The organism is Halalkalibacter sp. HAAS-P014, assembly GCF_056619965.1.
On sequence record NZ_JBWQTV010000025.1, the window covers coordinates 44833 to 62455 of the forward strand.

20 protein-coding genes, 9 tRNA genes and 1 rRNA gene are annotated in these 17623 nt (G+C 39.8%); 27 read left to right on the top strand and 3 right to left on the bottom strand.

The genetic code is table 11. From position 1 onward, the window contains the following. Window positions 1-26: 26 nt before the first annotated feature. Window positions 27-1712: an ABC transporter permease gene (locus tag AC1FXZ_RS19605; RefSeq protein WP_480056816.1), complete on the top strand. Its 1686-nt coding sequence runs from the start codon at window positions 27-29 to the stop codon at window positions 1710-1712. A 454-nt stretch (window positions 1713-2166) separates the two neighbouring features. After that, window positions 2167-2505 carry a DUF2325 domain-containing protein gene (locus AC1FXZ_RS19610; RefSeq protein ID WP_480056818.1) on the top strand — a complete coding sequence of 113 codons (339 nt, stop codon included), beginning with the start codon at window positions 2167-2169 and terminating at the stop codon, window positions 2503-2505. Between the two features lie 348 nt (window positions 2506-2853). Here the strand turns inward: AC1FXZ_RS19610 and AC1FXZ_RS19615 are convergent, their stop codons facing one another. Then, the gene (locus tag AC1FXZ_RS19615; protein ID WP_480056820.1) at window positions 2854-3222 is read right to left on the bottom strand and encodes a putative zinc-binding protein; all 369 of its coding nucleotides are present in this window, start codon (window positions 3220-3222) and stop codon (window positions 2854-2856) included. A 274-nt stretch (window positions 3223-3496) separates the two neighbouring features. After that, entirely contained in the window at window positions 3497-4246 is a 750-nt protein-coding gene (locus tag AC1FXZ_RS19620; protein ID WP_480056822.1) for a rhomboid family intramembrane serine protease, read from the bottom strand. 118 nt (window positions 4247-4364) lie between these two features. Between AC1FXZ_RS19620 and acpS the strand changes: the two genes are divergently transcribed. The 14 genes from acpS to AC1FXZ_RS19690 all read left to right on the top strand — a co-directional run bounded on the left by acpS (window position 4365) and on the right by AC1FXZ_RS19690 (window position 15531). Continuing rightward, window positions 4365-4727: a holo-ACP synthase gene (gene acpS / locus AC1FXZ_RS19625; RefSeq protein WP_480056824.1), complete on the top strand. Its 363-nt coding sequence runs from the start codon at window positions 4365-4367 to the stop codon at window positions 4725-4727. 229 nt (window positions 4728-4956) lie between these two features. Further along, window positions 4957-5967, top strand: coding sequence for a LolA family protein (locus AC1FXZ_RS19630; protein WP_480056826.1), 1011 nt, complete (start codon window positions 4957-4959; stop codon window positions 5965-5967). 197 nt (window positions 5968-6164) lie between these two features. Continuing rightward, complete coding sequence (alr, locus tag AC1FXZ_RS19635) at window positions 6165-7298, top strand: alanine racemase (RefSeq protein ID WP_480056828.1); 1134 nt, start codon at window positions 6165-6167, stop codon at window positions 7296-7298. 173 nt (window positions 7299-7471) lie between these two features. Continuing rightward, window positions 7472-7756, top strand: a complete 285-nt coding sequence (locus tag AC1FXZ_RS19640; RefSeq protein WP_034631317.1) for a CopG family ribbon-helix-helix protein — start codon at window positions 7472-7474, stop codon at window positions 7754-7756. Between the two features lie 3 nt (window positions 7757-7759). After that, window positions 7760-8110, top strand: coding sequence for a type II toxin-antitoxin system PemK/MazF family toxin (locus AC1FXZ_RS19645; protein WP_034631315.1), 351 nt, complete (start codon window positions 7760-7762; stop codon window positions 8108-8110). 151 nt (window positions 8111-8261) lie between these two features. Then, entirely contained in the window at window positions 8262-9080 is an 819-nt protein-coding gene (locus tag AC1FXZ_RS19650) for an STAS domain-containing protein (protein WP_480056831.1), read from the top strand. A gap of 14 nt (window positions 9081-9094) precedes the next feature. After that, window positions 9095-9451 carry an STAS domain-containing protein gene (locus tag AC1FXZ_RS19655; RefSeq protein WP_480056833.1) on the top strand — a complete coding sequence of 119 codons (357 nt, stop codon included), beginning with the start codon at window positions 9095-9097 and terminating at the stop codon, window positions 9449-9451. 2 nt (window positions 9452-9453) lie between these two features. Continuing rightward, window positions 9454-9867, top strand: a complete 414-nt coding sequence (locus tag AC1FXZ_RS19660) for an anti-sigma regulatory factor (protein ID WP_480056835.1) — start codon at window positions 9454-9456, stop codon at window positions 9865-9867. A gap of 57 nt (window positions 9868-9924) precedes the next feature. Then, a complete protein-coding gene (locus AC1FXZ_RS19665; protein ID WP_480056837.1) occupies window positions 9925-10938 on the top strand; it encodes a PP2C family protein-serine/threonine phosphatase in 1014 nt (337 codons plus the stop codon). 51 nt (window positions 10939-10989) lie between these two features. Next, entirely contained in the window at window positions 10990-11313 is a 324-nt protein-coding gene (locus tag AC1FXZ_RS19670) for an STAS domain-containing protein (protein ID WP_480056839.1), read from the top strand. After that, complete coding sequence (gene rsbW / locus AC1FXZ_RS19675) at window positions 11310-11795, top strand: anti-sigma B factor RsbW (protein WP_480056841.1); 486 nt, start codon at window positions 11310-11312, stop codon at window positions 11793-11795. Before AC1FXZ_RS19670 ends, rsbW begins: the two co-directional genes overlap by 4 nt. Then, window positions 11758-12543, top strand: coding sequence for an RNA polymerase sigma factor SigB (gene sigB / locus AC1FXZ_RS19680; RefSeq protein WP_480056843.1), 786 nt, complete (start codon window positions 11758-11760; stop codon window positions 12541-12543). The genes rsbW and sigB overlap by 38 nt, the downstream gene beginning before the upstream one ends. A gap of 1 nt (window position 12544) precedes the next feature. Beyond that, window positions 12545-13144: a PP2C family serine/threonine-protein phosphatase gene (locus tag AC1FXZ_RS19685; RefSeq protein ID WP_480056845.1), complete on the top strand. Its 600-nt coding sequence runs from the start codon at window positions 12545-12547 to the stop codon at window positions 13142-13144. Window positions 13145-13347: 203 nt separating this feature from the next. Continuing rightward, window positions 13348-15531 carry a Tex family protein gene (locus AC1FXZ_RS19690; protein WP_480056847.1) on the top strand — a complete coding sequence of 728 codons (2184 nt, stop codon included), beginning with the start codon at window positions 13348-13350 and terminating at the stop codon, window positions 15529-15531. Between the two features lie 28 nt (window positions 15532-15559). On the opposite strand, the gene cmpA is transcribed toward AC1FXZ_RS19690, so the two are convergent. Further along, a complete protein-coding gene (gene cmpA, locus AC1FXZ_RS19695) occupies window positions 15560-15685 on the bottom strand; it encodes a cortex morphogenetic protein CmpA (RefSeq protein WP_480056849.1) in 126 nt (41 codons plus the stop codon). Window positions 15686-15790: 105 nt separating this feature from the next. Between cmpA and AC1FXZ_RS19700 the strand changes: the two genes are divergently transcribed. The 11 genes from AC1FXZ_RS19700 to AC1FXZ_RS19750 all read left to right on the top strand — a co-directional run. Then, entirely contained in the window at window positions 15791-16240 is a 450-nt protein-coding gene (locus AC1FXZ_RS19700; protein ID WP_480056851.1) for a SprT family protein, read from the top strand. 122 nt (window positions 16241-16362) lie between these two features. Further along, window positions 16363-16437 (top strand) — tRNA-Asn (locus AC1FXZ_RS19705). Window position 16438: 1 nt separating this feature from the next. Further along, window positions 16439-16529: transfer RNA gene (locus AC1FXZ_RS19710), tRNA-Ser, on the top strand. 10 nt (window positions 16530-16539) lie between these two features. Then, window positions 16540-16614 (top strand) — tRNA-Glu (locus tag AC1FXZ_RS19715). Window positions 16615-16679: 65 nt separating this feature from the next. Further along, window positions 16680-16755, top strand: a tRNA-Val gene (locus tag AC1FXZ_RS19720). Between the two features lie 5 nt (window positions 16756-16760). Beyond that, a tRNA-Asp gene (locus AC1FXZ_RS19725) sits at window positions 16761-16837 on the top strand. Between the two features lie 9 nt (window positions 16838-16846). Next, window positions 16847-16928, top strand: a tRNA-Leu gene (locus tag AC1FXZ_RS19730). Window positions 16929-16955: 27 nt separating this feature from the next. Continuing rightward, a tRNA-Leu gene (locus AC1FXZ_RS19735) sits at window positions 16956-17042 on the top strand. Window positions 17043-17071: 29 nt separating this feature from the next. Then, window positions 17072-17148 (top strand) — tRNA-Pro (locus tag AC1FXZ_RS19740). A gap of 51 nt (window positions 17149-17199) precedes the next feature. After that, window positions 17200-17273, top strand: a tRNA-Gly gene (locus AC1FXZ_RS19745). Window positions 17274-17558: 285 nt separating this feature from the next. Continuing rightward, window positions 17559-17623, top strand: a 16S ribosomal RNA gene (locus AC1FXZ_RS19750); the annotation flags it as partial.

Sequence of the window (17623 nt, forward strand, 5' to 3'; positions counted from 1 at the left end):
GATGCTTGACTTTGGGAGAGGGCAAAATGGACAACAAAGATAGAAATGAGAAAAAACTTAATCATGATCATAATGCCAAGGTTGGGGATAAGAATTCCCCAACCCTTCTCCATTTCTTCCGAAAGAAGTGGTTTGATATTTGGAAGGGGAATCCTCCGGGTGTAATATTGCTTCTTTTTGGTGCGATTGTTGCGCTTATTATGTCTATTCCCATTATTTATGTAGTGTGGCGTTCATTATTTGCCGGTGCTGACCGTTGGATGAGATTATTAGATGGAAGGATTCCACAATTATTATGGAATACATTTTCATTGACTGTAGCCGTGACGGTCTGTGCTGTGGCAATTGGAGTTTCTTTAGCCTGGATTGTTGTACGTATGGATATACCTGGGCAAAAGATGTGGCAATGGGTACTTGCTCTCCCGCTCGTGATTCCACCTTATGTGGGTGCTGTTGCATACATTATCCTTTTTGGACCGAGTGGATGGGCACGTGATTTTTGGAGGGATACTCCATGGTTAGTTAACATATTTGGTAATTATCCTATAAACATTTATTCATTTTGGGGTGTGTTTTTCGTTTTAACGATGTTTACATATCCTTATGTATTCTTGATTGCAAGTGCTTCCCTTCGAAAGATGAACCGTAACTTTGAAGAAGTCGCCCGTTCACAAGGGATGAGTACAGCACAAATATTTTGGAAAGTGAATTTGCCGTTTTTGCGTCCGGCCATTGGTGCTGGTGCTATATTGATTTCACTATATGTATTATCGGACTTTGGCGCAATAGCCATGCTCCGGTATGTAACGTTTACTGCTGCGATTTATTTCCAAAGAGCTAGCTTCGACACCGCTTCTGCATCGGTATTAAGTTTGGTTCTAATAGCTTTGACGATTTTAATTTTATGGATTGAATCACGTACAAGAAAGAAAAATAAGTATTACCAGACTGCAAATACGTTTAGAGCGCCGGAAACATTGTCTCTAGGTAAATGGAAGCCTTTAGCGATTGTTTATGTGGTTGGGGTATTTATTATATCTGTTGTATTACCGATTATTGTATTGGTGTATTGGTCTATTATAGGAATAGGCATGGGGGCGCTAGATGAACGGTTCTTTGGATTTGCCTGGAACAGTATTAAAGTTTCAGGTGTTGCTGCCCTGTTGTGTATGATACTAGCAATGCCGATTATTTATTTAAAATCACGCTATCCATCAATTATTTCAAGTTTTATTGATAAGTTAAGTTACGCTGGCTATGCGCTTCCAGGTGTCATTGTCGGGCTTGGAATGGTGTTTATCTTTAACAACCATATCCCTATTTTATATAATACGTTCTATATGGTCGCTCTTGCATTTGTTGTTCGATTCTTACCACAAGCGATGCAAGCAGGAGAGGCGTCATTAAGCCTAGTTTCACCAAGAATCGATGAAGCTGCAAGGAGTTTAGGGTATCCTCCGTGGAAGGTCATGCTTAAAGTCATCTTTCCAACGATCTTGCCTGGTGTTTTAGCGGGTGGGGCGCTTGTGTTTGTTAGTTCAATCAAAGAGCTTCCAGCTACTCTTATGTTACGTCCCCCTGGTTTTGATACATTAGCAGTAAGAGTGTACTTTGAAGCGAATGAAGCAATCTATCACCTAGCAGCACCTGCTGCTTTATTGATTATTCTTGTTTCAGTTATTCCATTGCGTTATTTATTGAAAAAATACTAACATATAAAAAGTAAGAAGAGCTTGTTCAAAAGATATCTCTCTTTTGAACAAGCTCTTCTTTGTTTTAAGGTACAACACTGTTTTCTTTTGATAATTGTTATATCAGCTAGTTGTAGAGGTGCAGATACGGGCGATCTCAAAAGGTCATGTTAACCTTTTGACACGCTACGACTTTTTTCTATTTCTAGCCCATAGAACCATTGCTATACATATAAATACGAAAGCCCCGATTGTTACAACGAGGAATCCATCTGCAACATCAAACATAATATAATCCTCCTCATTAAGGTATGCAGTCTATTTTTTGATGAAAAAGGCAGGTTTATACAGGTTGTTTGTGAAGTGAATAAGGCACCTTATTATTAAAATTTTTTGATTATTATATTGACAATGAGAATCACTTTCATTTATTATAATGATAACTATTCTCATTAATGTCAGGAGTGTGTTATTCATGTCTTCTTTATTAATAGTCGGTGCTGATCGTTTGGGCTCTATCCCTAAAAAACTAGAAGAGCTTGGATTTAAAGAAATTATTCATGTTAGTGGAAGGAAAGTACAAATGGTGAAAAAAGAAATTCCGTCCCGTATTGACTTAGTGCTCGTTTTGACAGACTTCATTAATCACAATTTAACGGGGGTCTTGAAAAAGAAGGCGACCGAACAGGCGATTCCAATTTGTTATGCGAAGCGATCCTGGTGTTCGATCTATCAAGCAATCGACAAATGCGAGTATGGTTGTGAGTATCAAAATCATTGTCAGTTTGGGAATACGAGGCAGGAGAAAAGATGAATACGATCAGTGGAAGAAGATTATACGACAGTCATGAAATTTTTTTAGACTGTCCATATCGGTATTACGATAGAGAGTTACATTCTAGGCGCGAGTGTCGCTCATAAGTATTGCAAGGAAAATAGTCTCAGGTGCCCAAACCGAATTGAAATTATTGATATTTTGAATGCCAAAAGGTATGTACATCTTTCCTAGCAAGAGCTTATACATACAATTAGAGCTTAATTTGTAGATAATGAGGACGTTTCTGAATTGAGGTTTAGCCCCCGAGCGCATACTAGTAGCTATTTGCTATATTTAGACCTAAATCTGTTGAGTATCCAAACGGGGGGAGACCTTTATGTTGTTTTATTGTGAAGTTTCCCTGGTTAATTCTAATATCTGTTTATAGGCACTCATATAAAGGGTAGGGTTAGGATCTTCTCCTTGTATTTTTGGTACGTCTAAGTCAGTAAGTACGAAATAATGTTTCGGTTTCACGTCGTGCCTAGCTAAAGAGCTCTTGCAACAAGATAAGTGACATCCATCAATGGCAATGATATCGCGTCCGGATTTAGCTGTTTTTACAAGAGGTTTAACATCTCCCCCCACACCTGCAATGCAGGACATCTCTGCGACTCTTTCACGATCCATTCTAATAGCAATCATATTAGCAGTTTGTGCTGCGGATGAACATCCGGAACATGAATAAACAATTGGCAGGTCTGGTCTTTTCATCTTTAAAGTCCTCCTTTGAGATAAGTGTTAAGTGTTGAACAGGTCCTCCTGCTATTAGGAGCTACTTAGTTCGATGTTTATCCATTACTTTAATTTAATTGTGCTTTCAATTCTGTGAGTGGTATCACATTCTCATTCATTATTTGAGCGATGATTTTTTGAAAAATAACAATCAGAATGTTTCCCCTAAAGAAAAACGAGATCAAATCTTATATAGATTTGATCTCGTTTGGTTATTCTCAGACTGAGACGAACCAGCTTCTCATTATTATTTTTATAAAATTTGTCCAAGCAAGCCGAAAAGAACAAGTAGACCGAATGCAATCCATAGAATCTGCTTAAGTCTTTTGGTGTTTCGTCTTTTCTTTTGCCACCTATTAGGATCGAAGACTGGCTCGCTTGCATCGGCAAAAACTCGTTGCCTTGCATAAAAGGGCTTAGCGCCAATAAGGAAAAGAGGAGCAAGGGCAGCGCCGGTAATTAACCCGAATAGATGGGCAAATATATTAATATTAGGGTTTACAAAAGTCATCACCAAGCCGATTGCGATAATGGTCATAACGAGTTGGGAGTTTACATTATCAATTAAATCTTTACGGTTCAGAACAAGGTAAACATACAGCCCGAGTAAGCCGAATATAGCTCCAGATGCACCTAAGTGTGGTGGGTAAGTAAGTCCTCCAATGTAAAATGTCGCGATGTTGGCAATGATGCCTGTTACTAGATAGACGAGAATAAATTTGACTTTGCCTAGCATTCTTTCAAGTGCAGGCCCGAAAATAACTAGGGAAAATGAATTGAAAATAACATGGCCTAATCCGATGTGCATAAAAATCGGTGTGATTAAGCGCCAATATTCTCCGTTGGCGATAGCAAGGTTGTATCCGACCCCCATTGCTCTAATCAAATTCCCGTATGGGAGAAAGTTCATCCAGACAAATAGTAGTAGGTGAATGGCTACAAGAATTGTAATCACAGGATATTGACGTCTAAACGAATAAAAGCTTTCGTTTCGGATAAACATGGTACAGCCTCCTTTTATATTTGCTATTATAACAGATAAAGTATGGTTACTCGTATAAACCAAGCTTATGTAGTGTGGGCGATGGGAATGAGTAAAAAGAGAGTGGGGAGTTTCTTATATGATTAAAGGAATCGGAATTGACATTGTTGAGCTTGAACGGATTGAAAAAGCAGCTAAACGTCAGCCGAGATTTGTTGACCGTATTTTAACACCAAAAGAAAGGGAGGCCCTTCAACACTTTTCCGAAACACGCAAAAATGAATTTGTTGCAGGCAGATTTGCTGCCAAAGAGGCATTTATAAAAGCTAGTGGCAAAACAAATTCAAAAAGTTATAGCTGGCAAGAAATAGAGGTGTTAAAAGAAAAGAATGGGAGTCCAACCCTTACTGCCACAGGGGTTGAAGGGGTCATCCACTTATCGATATCACATAGCAAGTCATACGCTGTAGCGCAAGTAATTATTGAAAGCTCGTCAAGCTAGTCTGCATATTGCTCAAGGTTGTCTCATATAGTTGTAGTGCGAATAGAAGAGGTAAGACATTCAGGCAGAGTCAGGTCTATTTCCTACAAGATGATCCTAGCTTTTTCTAACCTATAGTGAGTATACCAGTCGTACTTGCTACGGTGAAAAACAGGGCACACAACAATGAGAAAGCCGTCTCTTGAATGCGTTCGCTCTCTTCTTTCAAATGAGACAAAGGGGTGAAAGCATGAAAAAAGCAATCTGGTTCGCTACACTAGGGTTACTACTATCTATGATACTCGTAGGTTGCGGCGAAAAAACACAAGAAGACATTATGACTGATTTAGACGAGAAGCTTACGGAAATGACTGGGTATAAGGCAAAGTCTACAATGACTTTAGAAACAGGAAAGGAACAACAAACGTATGAGGTGGATGTTTGGCATCAAAAGAAGAGCTATTATCGTGTAGCTTTAGAAAATCAAAATAAAGACCAAAGCCAAATTATCCTTCGCAATGATGATGGGGTTTTCGTGTTGACACCCGCTTTAAACAAAAGTTTCCGTTTCCAAAGCGACTGGCCGACAAATAGTAGCCAAGTATATCTTTATGAATCTCTTATTCAAGACATTTTAATGGACCCGGAGCGTTCGTTCCAAGCTGATGAGGATTACTATGTGTTCCAAACAAATACTAACTATCAAAATAAAAATTTAAATAAACAAGAAATTAAGTTGAATAAAAAGGATTTATCACCAGCGCAGGTGAAGATTATGAATGCTGATCTTGAGCTGCTTGTTCAACTAGATTTCACTGAATTTGAATGGAATGCAAGCTTTAATGAAGGCGACTTTGATATGGAGCGTAACATGACAGGTGCACAAATGACAGAAGAGCCAGCAATGGCCGAGCCTATGGAAGAAATGTCGGTTTACTATCCGATGTACACACCAGATGGCACACAATTTGATGGTTCAAGAAACATTGAATCAGAAAATGGAGAGCGTATACTCTTGCAATATAGTGGGGAACAACCATTCACATTAATTCAAGAACAAAGTCAAGTCGTACCAGCTTCGACTCCTATGAATGTGAGTCAAGGGGAGCCTGTTGACCTTGGATTTACAATTGGTGTGATGACAGAAGAGTCACTACAGTGGTCTTACAATGGTGTTGATTTCTTCCTTGCTTCTGAAAACCTAAGTCAAGAAGAAATGATGTCAATTGCAAGCTCTGTTTATGGAACGGAAGAAAAGTAACAAAAAACAAGAGGTGTTTTGCATGATCAAAAGTGGATCATGCGAAACACCTTCTTTTTCTTTTGTGTTCTCCTTTGTGGTAAAATAAATTCTAAAAGTGCCTGTTGGAAAATAGGACAAACACGCTTATTATTAGATTGTTTGAATAGAGATATACCTAAAAGGTTCAAGTGCAGTTTAGGTATTGGAGGATTAGGATGAGTCAAATATATTATCGAGATACTTGGGCGGAGATTGATTTAAAGGCTATTTCGTATAATGTAAGTGCCATTAGTCAACTTTACCAAGAGAAAAATGTAAATGTCATGGCTGTTGTAAAGGCAAATGGTTATGGCCACGGTGCAGTGGAAGTAGCGAAAACAGCGCTTGAATCTGGAGCGACCTATTTAGCGGTAGCTATACTAGATGAAGCTATTGCCTTAAGGGATGCGGGGATAACAGCACCGATACTTATCTTAGGTCGTATAAGGCCAGAGGATGTTCAGGTTGCAGTTCGGTTTGGTGTTATCGTAACGGTCTTTCAAACTGAGTGGTTAGAAGAAGCCAAAAAACATATTGATGAAGATAAACGTGTTCAAGTGCATGTTAAATTTGATACAGGGATGGGGAGAGTTGGTTTACGGACGAAGGAAGAAGCGATTTCGCTCTTTCAATTTGTTCAGCAACATGATCAATTTGATTTAAACGGTATTTATACGCACTTTGCAACAGCTGATGAAGTAGATGTGTCTTATGTAAACGAGCAGCACAATCGCTTTTGTGAGATGCTTTCATGGCTTGAGGAGTGGGAGATAACAGTCCCACTTATTCATAGTGGCAATAGCGCAGCAGGAATGCGCTTTCCTGAGAAAATGTTTAATATGTTTCGGTTAGGTATCTCAATGTATGGACTTACTCCATCTCCAGAGATCACTAAGGAGCTTCCGGTTAAATTAAAGCAAGCATTTTCATTGAAAAGTCGCCTCGTACAAGTGAAAGAGTTACCTCCTGGTGAATCAATTAGTTATGGTGCTACTTATAGGACAATAGAAAAAGAATGGATTGGGACAATTCCAATTGGTTATGCTGATGGCTGGCTTAGGTATCATAGTACAAATGGGGGAGACGTATTAATTGATGGCGAGCGAGCACCATTTGTCGGACGTATTTGCATGGATCAATGTATGGTCAAACTGCCGAAGTGGGTTGAAAATGGAACCGTAGTAACATTGATTGGTGCCGATGGAAATGATACAATAAGTATGGATGAGGTTGCTAAAAGGCTTGGCACAATCAATTATGAAATCCCTTGTGTTATTAGCCAAAGGGTACCTCGTGTTTATTTAAAATAGTTGATGCTAATACGATTTTCAGATCTCAAAGTGTGAAAATCGAAAAAAAAGACTAAACGGTCTTTGCATTTTGATGATGCTAGTGCTATGATTATTCTTGGTAATAAATTAGAAATTATAATATTGGTTAATATAAGTTAGCAGAATAGGTTAATGGTGGATGCTGGGGGTGGATGTTTGTGTCAGAGCAAAACACAAAGCGCATTGTAATTAATTTGCCACAACATTTGTTGAACGAGGTGGACGGTGTGATTAAAAAGGAAAACGTCAATCGGAGTGAATTTATTTCGCAGGCAACGAAAATGTATCTACGTGAACGTAAAAAACGTCAGATTCGTGAGACGATGCAACAAGGCTACATGGAAATGGCGAAAATTAATCTAAACATTGCGTCAGAATCCTTTCTTGCCGAGGAGGAAGCAGAGAATACCCTCGATCGCTTAGTTAGTGGGGTGTAGCCTTTGATTGTGAAACGAGGCGACGTATATTTTGCGGATCTTTCACCTGTTGTTGGTTCAGAGCAAGGGGGAGTTCGTCCTGTACTCGTCATACAAAATGATATTGGTAATCGCTTCAGCCCGACAGTAATTGTCGCTGCTATTACAGCGCAAATTCAGAAGGCTAAATTGCCTACCCATGTTGAAATTAATGCAAAGCGATACGGTTTTGATCGTGATTCAGTCATTTTATTGGAGCAAGTACGGACAATTGATAAGCAAAGGTTGACTGATAAAATAACGCATTTGGATGATGATATGATGAATCGTGTAAATGATGCGTTGTTTATTAGTTTAGGGCTAATTGATTTTTAATGAAGAGAACCTCGTAGAAGTACGAGGTCTTTTTGTGTTCTTTTTTAGTTTGATTGTGAGGAAAAATGTGAAAATTTCCACAAGTAAAATCTTTGCAACTAATTTTGTCTCATGAAATAATAAAGGGAACGATGTTACAGGAGGATACAAAATGCAACCGTATATACTTTCGTTACTTGAAAATCAAAAAGAGACGGTATTAGAACTTTGGAGAAAGGAGCTAGAAGTGGTTCGCTCTGAAAACTATCTATCTTCTATTTCTGATGCGGTCTATAAAAATATGAATGAAGAATTTATGGATTTTATTTTTAGTTTAATCAGTACTGACCAAGCAGAAGCGAAGGAGCAAATTAGTTCATTTGCAGAAAATTACATACAAGGTGGTTGGCCGCTTTCTTATTTCACTCAAGGGCTTCAAGCTTTTAGGAGAGTTCTGTTAGCGAGTTTATCTGAACAAGAGACAGATGTACAAGCCTTATTAGCGACATTTACAGACTTAGAAGAGTGGATTGATCGCATCGTCAATCAATTGGTTCACGATTATACAGGAAATTGGGAAGACATTATTGAAATGCAAAAGCTCTCTTTGCTTGAGTTATCAGCTCCGTTGATTCCGGTGTTTGATAAAATTACAATTATGCCTCTTATTGGAACGATTGATACAGGTAGAGCAAAGCTGATTATGGAGAACTTATTAGAAGGTGTGATTGAGAACCGTTCTGAAGTTGTCCTTATCGATATAACAGGTGTGCCGGTAGTTGATACAATGGTTGCACATCATATTATTCAAGCTTCTGAAGCAGTGAGATTAGTAGGGGCAACATGTATCCTTGTTGGCATTAGGCCGGAGATTGCTCAGACAATTGTTAATTTAGGGATCGACCTAGGGAAGTTCCCAACTAAGAGCACGTTACGAAAAGGGATTGAAACGGCCCTGGAATTAACGAATAAAAAAATGATTGATTTGTAGTTTGGAGGAAGACAATGAGAATTCCTATATTGAAATTACATCAGTATTTATTAATTAGTATCCAAGTGGAACTAGATGATCAAACAGCCTTGCAATTTCAGGAGGATCTTCTTAATAAAATTCATGTTGAAGGGTCTTTAGGAGTTGTGATTGACTTAACTTCAGTTGATATGATTGACTCATTTATTGCAAAGGTGCTTGGTGATGTAGTTGATATGTCTAGTTTAATGGGAGCAAAAGTGGTATTGACGGGAATTCAGCCAGCTGTTGCGATTACACTCATTGACATGGGTATTAAACTTGATGATGTTCAAACAGCGTTAGATTTAGAGCAAGGTCTTGCGAAGTTGCAACAAGAATTGGAGGGGTAGGAATGACAACCCAATCTTGTGTGGAGGTCAAAAATGAGTGGGGAATTGTTGCAGCTAGGCAAGCTGGCCGCAAGTTGTCTAAAGAGATTGGTTTCGGAAGTGTTGATCAAGCGCGTATCACGACAGCGATTTCAGAACTTTCGCGCAATATCTATCTTTATGCTAAGCGTGGTGAAATCTGTATTGAGGTAGTCGGAAAACATTCGAAGATAGGTACGAAAAAAGGGATACAAATTATCGCTCGTGATCAGGGCCCGGGGATTCCGGATATTAGACAAGTGATGGTTGATGGATTTACGACATCCGGAGGGATGGGAGCTGGGTTGCCGGGAGTGAAACGACTGATGGATGAATTTACAATCGATTCGGAAGTGGGTCAAGGTACGACTATTGCAACAATTAAATGGCTAAAATAATTGTTTGTTTTCATATATATATATATAGTTCCTGTGTAAGTGAAAAGGAGGGCTTTTGTGAAACGAACTGTTCAAAATTTAGAAGACACTTATAAGCATATCCTAATAACTTTTCTTACTCATAAAAGTGAACAAGGGTTATATGAGGCTCAACAATTTAGTAAAGTTCTACTTGAGCATCAAGTCTCTCCTGAGGAAATGATAAATGTTCATCGTGAAGTGTTAGAAGAGTTATTTCCAACAGTACCAGAGGGTATTGTCGACTCATTAGATCTCTTACTTGAGGTGATGATGGGATACGGTTTAGCTTATCGTGAACATCAAAGTCTTAAGGACAGGCAGTTAGAATTAGAATCGGAAATAGACGTTGCTGCCGATATGCAGCAAACGCTTTTGCCTAAAAATGTTCCCGTGGTTGAAGAACTAGATATAGGGGTCATTAGTGTGCCTGCGACTAAAATGAGTGGCGACTACTATCATTATATCCAGGATGATAATGGATGTGTTGGCTTTGCGATAGCTGATATTATCGGGAAAGGTGTACCTGCGGCCTTGTGTATGTCCATGATCAAGTATGCAATGGATAGTCTTCCTGAGCAACGTTTACAGCCTGCAGCTTTATTAGAAAACCTAAACCGTGTCGTGGAACAAAACATTGACGATAATATGTTTGTAACGATGATGTATGGGTCGTATGACTCGCGCTCGCATCTATTCCATTATTCTGCTGCTGGTCACGAGCCTGGTTTCTATTATCGGGCGAGTAGTGATCGTTTTGAAGACCTTTATGCGAAAGGGCTTGTTCTTGGTGTTTCCAAAAGTGTGAAATTTAGGGAGTACAACAGAAAAATTGAAAAAGGCGACTTTATCATTTTCTTATCGGATGGGGTAACGGAAAGTCGGATAGGGGAACGGTTTATTAGTAGAGAAGAAATTATCACTATCATTCGAAGATGCATGCACTTACCGGCTCAAGAAATGGTTGAACATATTTACAATGAACTAGCAAAGTTGCAAGACTTTACATTAAAAGACGATTTTACACTGATGATTATTCGCAGAAATGTTTAAGTTTAATGATACAGGGTATAAACAAGTAGAAGTTAAGAGAGGAGAGTCACTATGAATTTATCTATTCGTCGTGAGAAAAGTTTAGAGATCGATGTTTTACGTTTGTCAGGAGAAGTTGATGCATATACAGCACCAAAATTACGCGAAGACCTGATGCCGTTGGCTGAATCAGGGGCTGAAATTAAAGTGGATTTATCTGGTGTGCAATATATAGATAGTACAGGCTTAGGAATCTTTATCGGAGCGTTGAAAGCAATTGATACAAGTGGTGGAAGCCTGACGCTAATGGGGATGTCAGAAAGAGTACATCGTCTGTTTTCGATAACAGGATTGGATGAAGTGATATCAATTGAAGAGGAGGAGGGGTCAAAATGAAACAAAATGAGGCAGACCACATCCAAATGAGTGTACCGGCTAAATCGGAGTATGTGGGAGTTGTCCGTTTGACTGTTTCTGGAATCGCCAATCGAGTTGGTTTTTCGTATGATGATATTGAGGATATGAAGATTGCGGTTGCAGAAGCATGTACTAACGTTGTAAATCATGCGTATGAACAAAGTGGCACAATGAATGTGTCTTATTACCTTTATAGCGATCGGTTACAAATTGTCGTGGCAGATAGTGGTCAGAGTTTTAATATTTCTGAAGTGAAAGAACATGTAGGCCCGGTAGATGCAAGTAGTCCTGTTGGGGATTTGAAAGAAGGTGGCTTAGGGCTATTTCTTATCAATACATTGATGGATAAGGTAGAAATCAACAATAACTCAGGCATTGTCCTTATCATGACAAAGTTCCTTCATAGGGATGAGGTGGAACATGATGTCAGTGGGTTCGACGAGGCACAACCAGAACAATGAATTGGTTTATGAGTGGATAAAACAATACCAGGAATATGATGACCAAGAGGCTCAAGTTCATCTCGTGCAGCACTATGAAGCTCTTGTTCGCTCGTTAGCTCGCAAGTTTTCGAAAGGGCTAGATTATGATGAAGATATGTTTCAAGTTGGGATGGTAGGATTGTTGGCTGCGCTGAAAAGGTTTGATCCTGAGGTAGGACGTAGTTTTGAGTCATTTGCTATCCCGACAATCGTTGGAGAGATTAAACGCTTTATTCGCGATAAGACATGGAGTGTTCATGTTCCAAGACGTATTAAGGAATTAGGTCCGAAGATAAAGAAAGCAGTTGAAGCACTAACGGCAGAACTGCAAAGATCTCCACTAGTACATGAATTGGCTGACTATCTAGCTGTTTCAGAAGAGGAAGTGCTAGAAACAATGGAGATGAGTAAGAGTTACCAGGCGTTGTCTGTAGATCGGTCGCTCGAGGCAGATCAAGAAGGTGGGGATGTAACGCTACTTGATTTAGTTGGGAAGGTTGATTTAGGCTATGAAACAGCAGATCGTAAGTTAGTGCTAGAAAAGGCATTTCGCGTTTTAGACGATCGTGAAAAGGAAATTTTAAATTGTACATATCTTCAAAATTTAAGTCAAAAGGAAACGGGAGAGAAGCTTGGAATGTCACAGATGCACGTTTCGCGTTTGCAAAGAAAGGCGCTTGAAAAACTGAGGAATTCGATTAATGTTGAGCCTTCGGAGATTATTTAAAATGGTAACAATTTATCGTGATGCAAACGTTGAAGTTGCCGCTTTTGAACAAGCGAAAAAGGGCAATGCTCGTTCTGGAGATACGCATACGGTTATTCAGATGGACAATTATACAGTTTGTTCGGTTATTGATGGATTGGGGAGTGGAGAGGGGGCTTTCACTTCAGCATTGGCTGCTGTTGAAGTTATCCGATCGCATTATGATGAACCAGTTCAAAGGATTGTTGAGTTGTGTAATGATGCGCTAATGCATAAGCGTGGAGCGGTTATGACCGTTTTGAAAATAGACTACAATGAGAAGGAAATTGCTTATTGTAATTACGGGAATGTTGGATTTGTTTTGTGCTTGCCTGATGGAAATGTGATTGAACCGATTCCTTCTAGAGGGTATTTATCCGGGAAAAAGCAAAGTGTTAAAAGTACAAGTTTTCGTTACGAAAAAGGAAGTTCGTTTTTGCTTTATTCAGACGGAGTGAAGAAGAGGCCTCGTAAAGAAGTGTTAAAGAATATGACTACTCCTAAAGAAGTTATCCGTGTGATATGTGCGGCAGACGAGCCGGCATCTGATGACATAACATTGCTAGTTGGGAAGCTTATTTAAAAAAGAGAGGGTATTGGAAAAAAGTAGGAGCTCACTGGAAAAGGGATGGTTATCACCTTTTTCGGTGGGCTCTTATGCTTGCGTGTTCTTGTATTAGCTTGAAAAGGTGCAGGTTTAAACGCGTTCACTCTTTTTGTGTGCTAGGATGAATAAAGAAACTTATGCTATCATAAATATATTCTATTTTTTGATGAGGTGTTGGAATGAACGAGGCAAAGCGTAGTGAAACAATTCAAAGCGTAGCAAAAGAGCTAAATGTGAAATCATCATACATAGAACAATTGATTAAGTTAGTTGAGGACGGCAACACGGTTCCGTTTATTGCCCGTTATCGTAAGGAGATGACAGGTGGCCTTGATGAAGTTCAAATTAGGACGATAGTCGAAAAATGGGAATACGCCAATCAACTAACGAATCGTCAAGAGGAAGTTATTCGCTTAATTGATGAACAAGGGAAATTAACAGACGAACTTCGTGAAAAAATAACAACTGCTAAAAAGTTGCAAGAGGTAGAGGATTTATATCGACCTTATAAGCAAAAAAGAAGAACAAGGGCGACAGTTGCGAAAGAAAAAGGGCTTGAGCCGTTTGCTTTGTGGTTGCAGTCTTTACCGAAAGTGGGTTCTGTTGAAGAAGAGGCGTTGAAATATTTATCTGATGAGCATGAATTGGCAAATGTGGATGATGTAATCCAAGGAGCAAAAGACATTGTTGCTGAATGGGTGTCAGATAATGCTGAATTACGCAAGGCGATCCGTTTGACTGGCTTTCGAGATGGAAAGATGAAGACGGTTGCTAAAGATAAAGAAGTCGATGAAAAGCAAGTTTTTGAAATGTATTATGAATATGAAGAAGCGATTAAATCGATTGTCCCACATCGGATTTTAGCTGTGAATCGTGGAGAAAAAGAAGGGATTCTTCGCGTTTCATTGGTATTTCCAGCAGAGAGAATCTTATCTGATATGAAACGTAAAGTCATCCGTAATTCCAACTCTCCTGCATCTCCAATTTTAGAGGAGGCTATTGAAGATGGATACAAGCGTTTAATTGAACCTTCAATTGAACGTGATATCCGAAATGAGCTAACGGAAAAAGCTGAAGAGCAAGCAATTCATATTTTTGCTGAAAATCTCCGTCATTTACTATTGCAACCTCCGATGAAGGATAAGACAGTTCTAGGGGTTGATCCAGCTTACAGAACAGGATGCAAGTTAGCTGTTGTCGATGCTACTGGTAAAGTTCTAGATATTTCAGTTGTATATCCGACACCTCCGCGTAATGAAAAAGAAAAGGCGACGGAGATTGTTAAGTCATTTATAGAAAAATATGACGTTGAAATGATTGCGATTGGTAATGGGACAGCATCTCGTGAAACGGAGCAGTTTATTGCTGATGTCATGAAAGAATTACATAAACCTATTTACTACCTTATTGTGAACGAGGCAGGTGCAAGTGTGTACTCTGCATCTGAATTAGGAAGAGAGGAATTTCCTGACCTTCAAGTTGAAGAAAGAAGTGCCGCTTCAATTGCGCGCCGTTTGCAAGACCCTTTAGCGGAACTTGTGAAAATCGATCCTAAATCGGTAGGGGTTGGACAATATCAGCACGATGTCTCGCAGAAAAGATTAAATGAATCATTAACATTTGTCGTTGAAACAGTTGTTAACCAAGTAGGAGTAAATGTTAATACTGCTTCTGTTTCGCTTTTGCAATATGTGGCTGGTCTATCAAAGGCGGTTGCAACGAATATAGTTAAACGTCGCGATGAAGAAGGGCGTTTTACGAACCGGAAGCAATTAAAGAAAATTCCTAGGCTTGGAGCGAAAACGTATGAACAAGCAATTGGTTTTTTGAGAATTCAAGGTGGTGACCAACCGCTTGATGCAACGGCAATTCACCCGGAAAGTTACAAAGAAGTTGCTAATTTACTGTCTCATATTGGATCAACAGATGATGAAATAGGGACAAAGAAAGTAAGGGAGCAATTACAAACGATTGATTTCCCTAAATTGGCTGATGAATTAGGTGTGGGGGTGCCAACATTAAAGGATATCGTTGATAGTTTAATTCGTCCATCGCGGGACCCTCGTGATGAAGTGACTAAACCACTTTTAAAGCAAGATGTTCTAAAGATGGAAGACCTTCAAGTGGGGATGGAATTGCAAGGGACTGTACGAAATGTTGTTGATTTCGGTGCCTTTGTTGATATCGGCGTAAAACAAGATGGGCTTGTTCATATCTCGAAGCTTACGAACCGGTTTGTTAAACACCCTCTCGAAGTAGTTGCTGTAGGTGAAATTGTTACGGTGTGGGTTGAGCAAGTTGATGCCCAAAAAGGAAGAGTGGCTTTGACGATGAAAAAGCCAGAAGCGCAAAGTGTATCTTAATATATAACAAGGGTGACTCCGTTCGGAGTCACCCTTGTTGTAATTTGGCCTCTTTTTCTTTGTAATAAAACCAACATTGGTTAAGTACTTTAATTTGATATCTGTCTTTTTGTAAGTAGGCTTTTTTTAACTGTTGTCTTAGCCATGCAGGCATAAGAATCAACTCCTTAACAACTTACTCATTTTGAATTATTATATGATAGAGGGTTTGTCAAAGTTGAGAGATTGGTGAAGATTTATGAGTAAAAAACAAAATTTAATGACGGACGAGCAGTTACAGCAGTTAGTTGAACGAATTTCCCTAAATGAATTTGGGTTGGAGTTTAAACATAAAGCTTTGTTCAATAACCGACTTCGTACAACGGGTGGGCGTTATTTGCTCAGGAGTCACAATATAGAATTAAATCCTAAGCAGTTGTTGTACTATGGTGAAGAGGCTCTTATTGGTATTATTAAGCATGAACTTTGTCACTATCATCTTCATTTACAAGGGAAGGGATATCAACATCGCGATCGCGATTTTAGATTGTTGCTGGAGAAAGTAGGTGCGCCAAGATTTTGTGATCTGGTACCAGGTACTGCGAATGCATCATCTTCCATACACAGTTATGTATGTTCCCAATGTGGAATCACATATAGAAGAAAAAGAAGGTTGGATGTTAATAAATATGTTTGTGGCAAATGTCGAGGGCGACTAAAAAAAATCTAAATGAAACTATTGCATTTTATTCTTGTCCTATGATATATTATAGAAGTCGCTGAACGAGAGGCGATGAAAATAGTTGACATTTGAGATATATCATATTAAGATATTCGAGTCAGCAAAAGTATTCCACAGTAGCTCAGTGGTAGAGCAATCGGCTGTTAACCGATCGGTCGTAGGTTCGAGTCCTACCTGTGGAGCCATGGAGAAGTACCCAAGTGGCTGAAGGGGCGCCCCTGCTAAGGGTGTAGGTCGTTTGCGCGGCGCGAGGGTTCAAATCCCTCCTTCTCCGCCATTATGTAGTTGGCCCGTTGGTCAAGCGGTTAAGACACCGCCCTTTCACGGCGGTAACACGGGTTCGAATCCCGTACGGGTCACCATTTAAGAAATAGAAGTTAGGGAATGGGTTTTTAACCTCTAACATTTTCGCTCTCATTTACAAATTGGAGGATTAGCTCAGCTGGGAGAGCACCTGCCTTACAAGCAGGGGGTCGGCGGTTCGATCCCGTCATCCTCCACCATATATGGTCCGGTAGTTCAGTTGGTTAGAATGCCTGCCTGTCACGCAGGAGGTCGCGGGTTCGAGTCCCGTCCGGACCGCCATTTACCTTTGCGGGTGTGGCGGAATTGGCAGACGCGCTAGACTTAGGATCTAGTGTCTTATGACGTGGGGGTTCGACTCCCTTCACCCGCACTTTGTAATAGAATAATTGGTGCGAACGCGGTTGTGGCGGAATGGCAGACGCGCTAGGTTGAGGGCCTAGTGGGGGTTAACCCCGTGGAGGTTCGAGTCCTCTCAACCGCACCAAAAACTTGTTGTTAATTCTATGATGCTATCGGGAAGTGGCTCAGCTTGGTAGAGCACCTGGTTTGGGACCAGGGGGTCGCAGGTTCAAATCCTGTCTTCCCGACCATCTTTATAATTTATAATGATGGATGGATTGTTTAATTGTGTAAAATATTATGCGGGTGTAGTTTAGTGGTAAAACCTCAGCCTTCCAAGCTGATGTCGTGAGTTCGATTCTCATCACCCGCTCCATTAGAACTTAATACTTCAGCAGGTGCTTTTTTTATGCCTGTATTAAGATCTGCAGCTCAGTTATTTAGAGTGTGATCAAAATCACTAAAAAAGTTCTTGACTTCCAATTAGATACCTAGTAACATAGGTTAGGTCGCCAGTGAGCGACAATGTAGTTCTTTGAAAACTGAACAAAAGCCAAGCGAAATAGAGATACATGATATCTCAGGGGTTTTCAAGAAAATCCCAACGTAATTATTATTGCATTGCTAGCGTGATGCAGATTGAGCTAATCAGCTTACCATTTTCATGGAGAGTTTGATCCTGGCTCAGGACGAACGCTGGCGGCGTGCCTAATACATGCAAGTCGA

Bases quoted from the DNA above. Each gene is read 5' to 3' on its own strand.
- AC1FXZ_RS19605 (WP_480056816.1), top strand. From the start codon at position 27: ATGGACAACAAAGATAGAAATGAGAAAAAACTTAATCATGATCATAAT.
- AC1FXZ_RS19610 (WP_480056818.1), top strand. From the start codon at position 2,167: ATGTCTTCTTTATTAATAGTCGGTGCTGATCGTTTGGGCTCTATCCCT.
- AC1FXZ_RS19615 (WP_480056820.1), bottom strand. From the start codon at position 3,222: ATGAAAAGACCAGACCTGCCAATTGTTTATTCATGTTCCGGATGTTCA.
- AC1FXZ_RS19620 (WP_480056822.1), bottom strand. From the start codon at position 4,246: ATGTTTATCCGAAACGAAAGCTTTTATTCGTTTAGACGTCAATATCCT.
- acpS (WP_480056824.1), top strand. From the start codon at position 4,365: ATGATTAAAGGAATCGGAATTGACATTGTTGAGCTTGAACGGATTGAA.
- AC1FXZ_RS19630 (WP_480056826.1), top strand. From the start codon at position 4,957: ATGAAAAAAGCAATCTGGTTCGCTACACTAGGGTTACTACTATCTATG.
- alr (WP_480056828.1), top strand. From the start codon at position 6,165: ATGAGTCAAATATATTATCGAGATACTTGGGCGGAGATTGATTTAAAG.
- AC1FXZ_RS19640 (WP_034631317.1), top strand. From the start codon at position 7,472: ATGTTTGTGTCAGAGCAAAACACAAAGCGCATTGTAATTAATTTGCCA.
- AC1FXZ_RS19650 (WP_480056831.1), top strand. From the start codon at position 8,262: ATGCAACCGTATATACTTTCGTTACTTGAAAATCAAAAAGAGACGGTA.
- AC1FXZ_RS19655 (WP_480056833.1), top strand. From the start codon at position 9,095: ATGAGAATTCCTATATTGAAATTACATCAGTATTTATTAATTAGTATC.
- AC1FXZ_RS19660 (WP_480056835.1), top strand. From the start codon at position 9,454: ATGACAACCCAATCTTGTGTGGAGGTCAAAAATGAGTGGGGAATTGTT.
- AC1FXZ_RS19670 (WP_480056839.1), top strand. From the start codon at position 10,990: ATGAATTTATCTATTCGTCGTGAGAAAAGTTTAGAGATCGATGTTTTA.
- rsbW (WP_480056841.1), top strand. From the start codon at position 11,310: ATGAAACAAAATGAGGCAGACCACATCCAAATGAGTGTACCGGCTAAA.
- sigB (WP_480056843.1), top strand. From the start codon at position 11,758: ATGTCAGTGGGTTCGACGAGGCACAACCAGAACAATGAATTGGTTTAT.
- AC1FXZ_RS19685 (WP_480056845.1), top strand. From the start codon at position 12,545: ATGGTAACAATTTATCGTGATGCAAACGTTGAAGTTGCCGCTTTTGAA.
- AC1FXZ_RS19690 (WP_480056847.1), top strand. From the start codon at position 13,348: ATGAACGAGGCAAAGCGTAGTGAAACAATTCAAAGCGTAGCAAAAGAG.
- cmpA (WP_480056849.1), bottom strand. From the start codon at position 15,685: ATGCCTGCATGGCTAAGACAACAGTTAAAAAAAGCCTACTTACAAAAA.
- AC1FXZ_RS19700 (WP_480056851.1), top strand. From the start codon at position 15,791: ATGACGGACGAGCAGTTACAGCAGTTAGTTGAACGAATTTCCCTAAAT.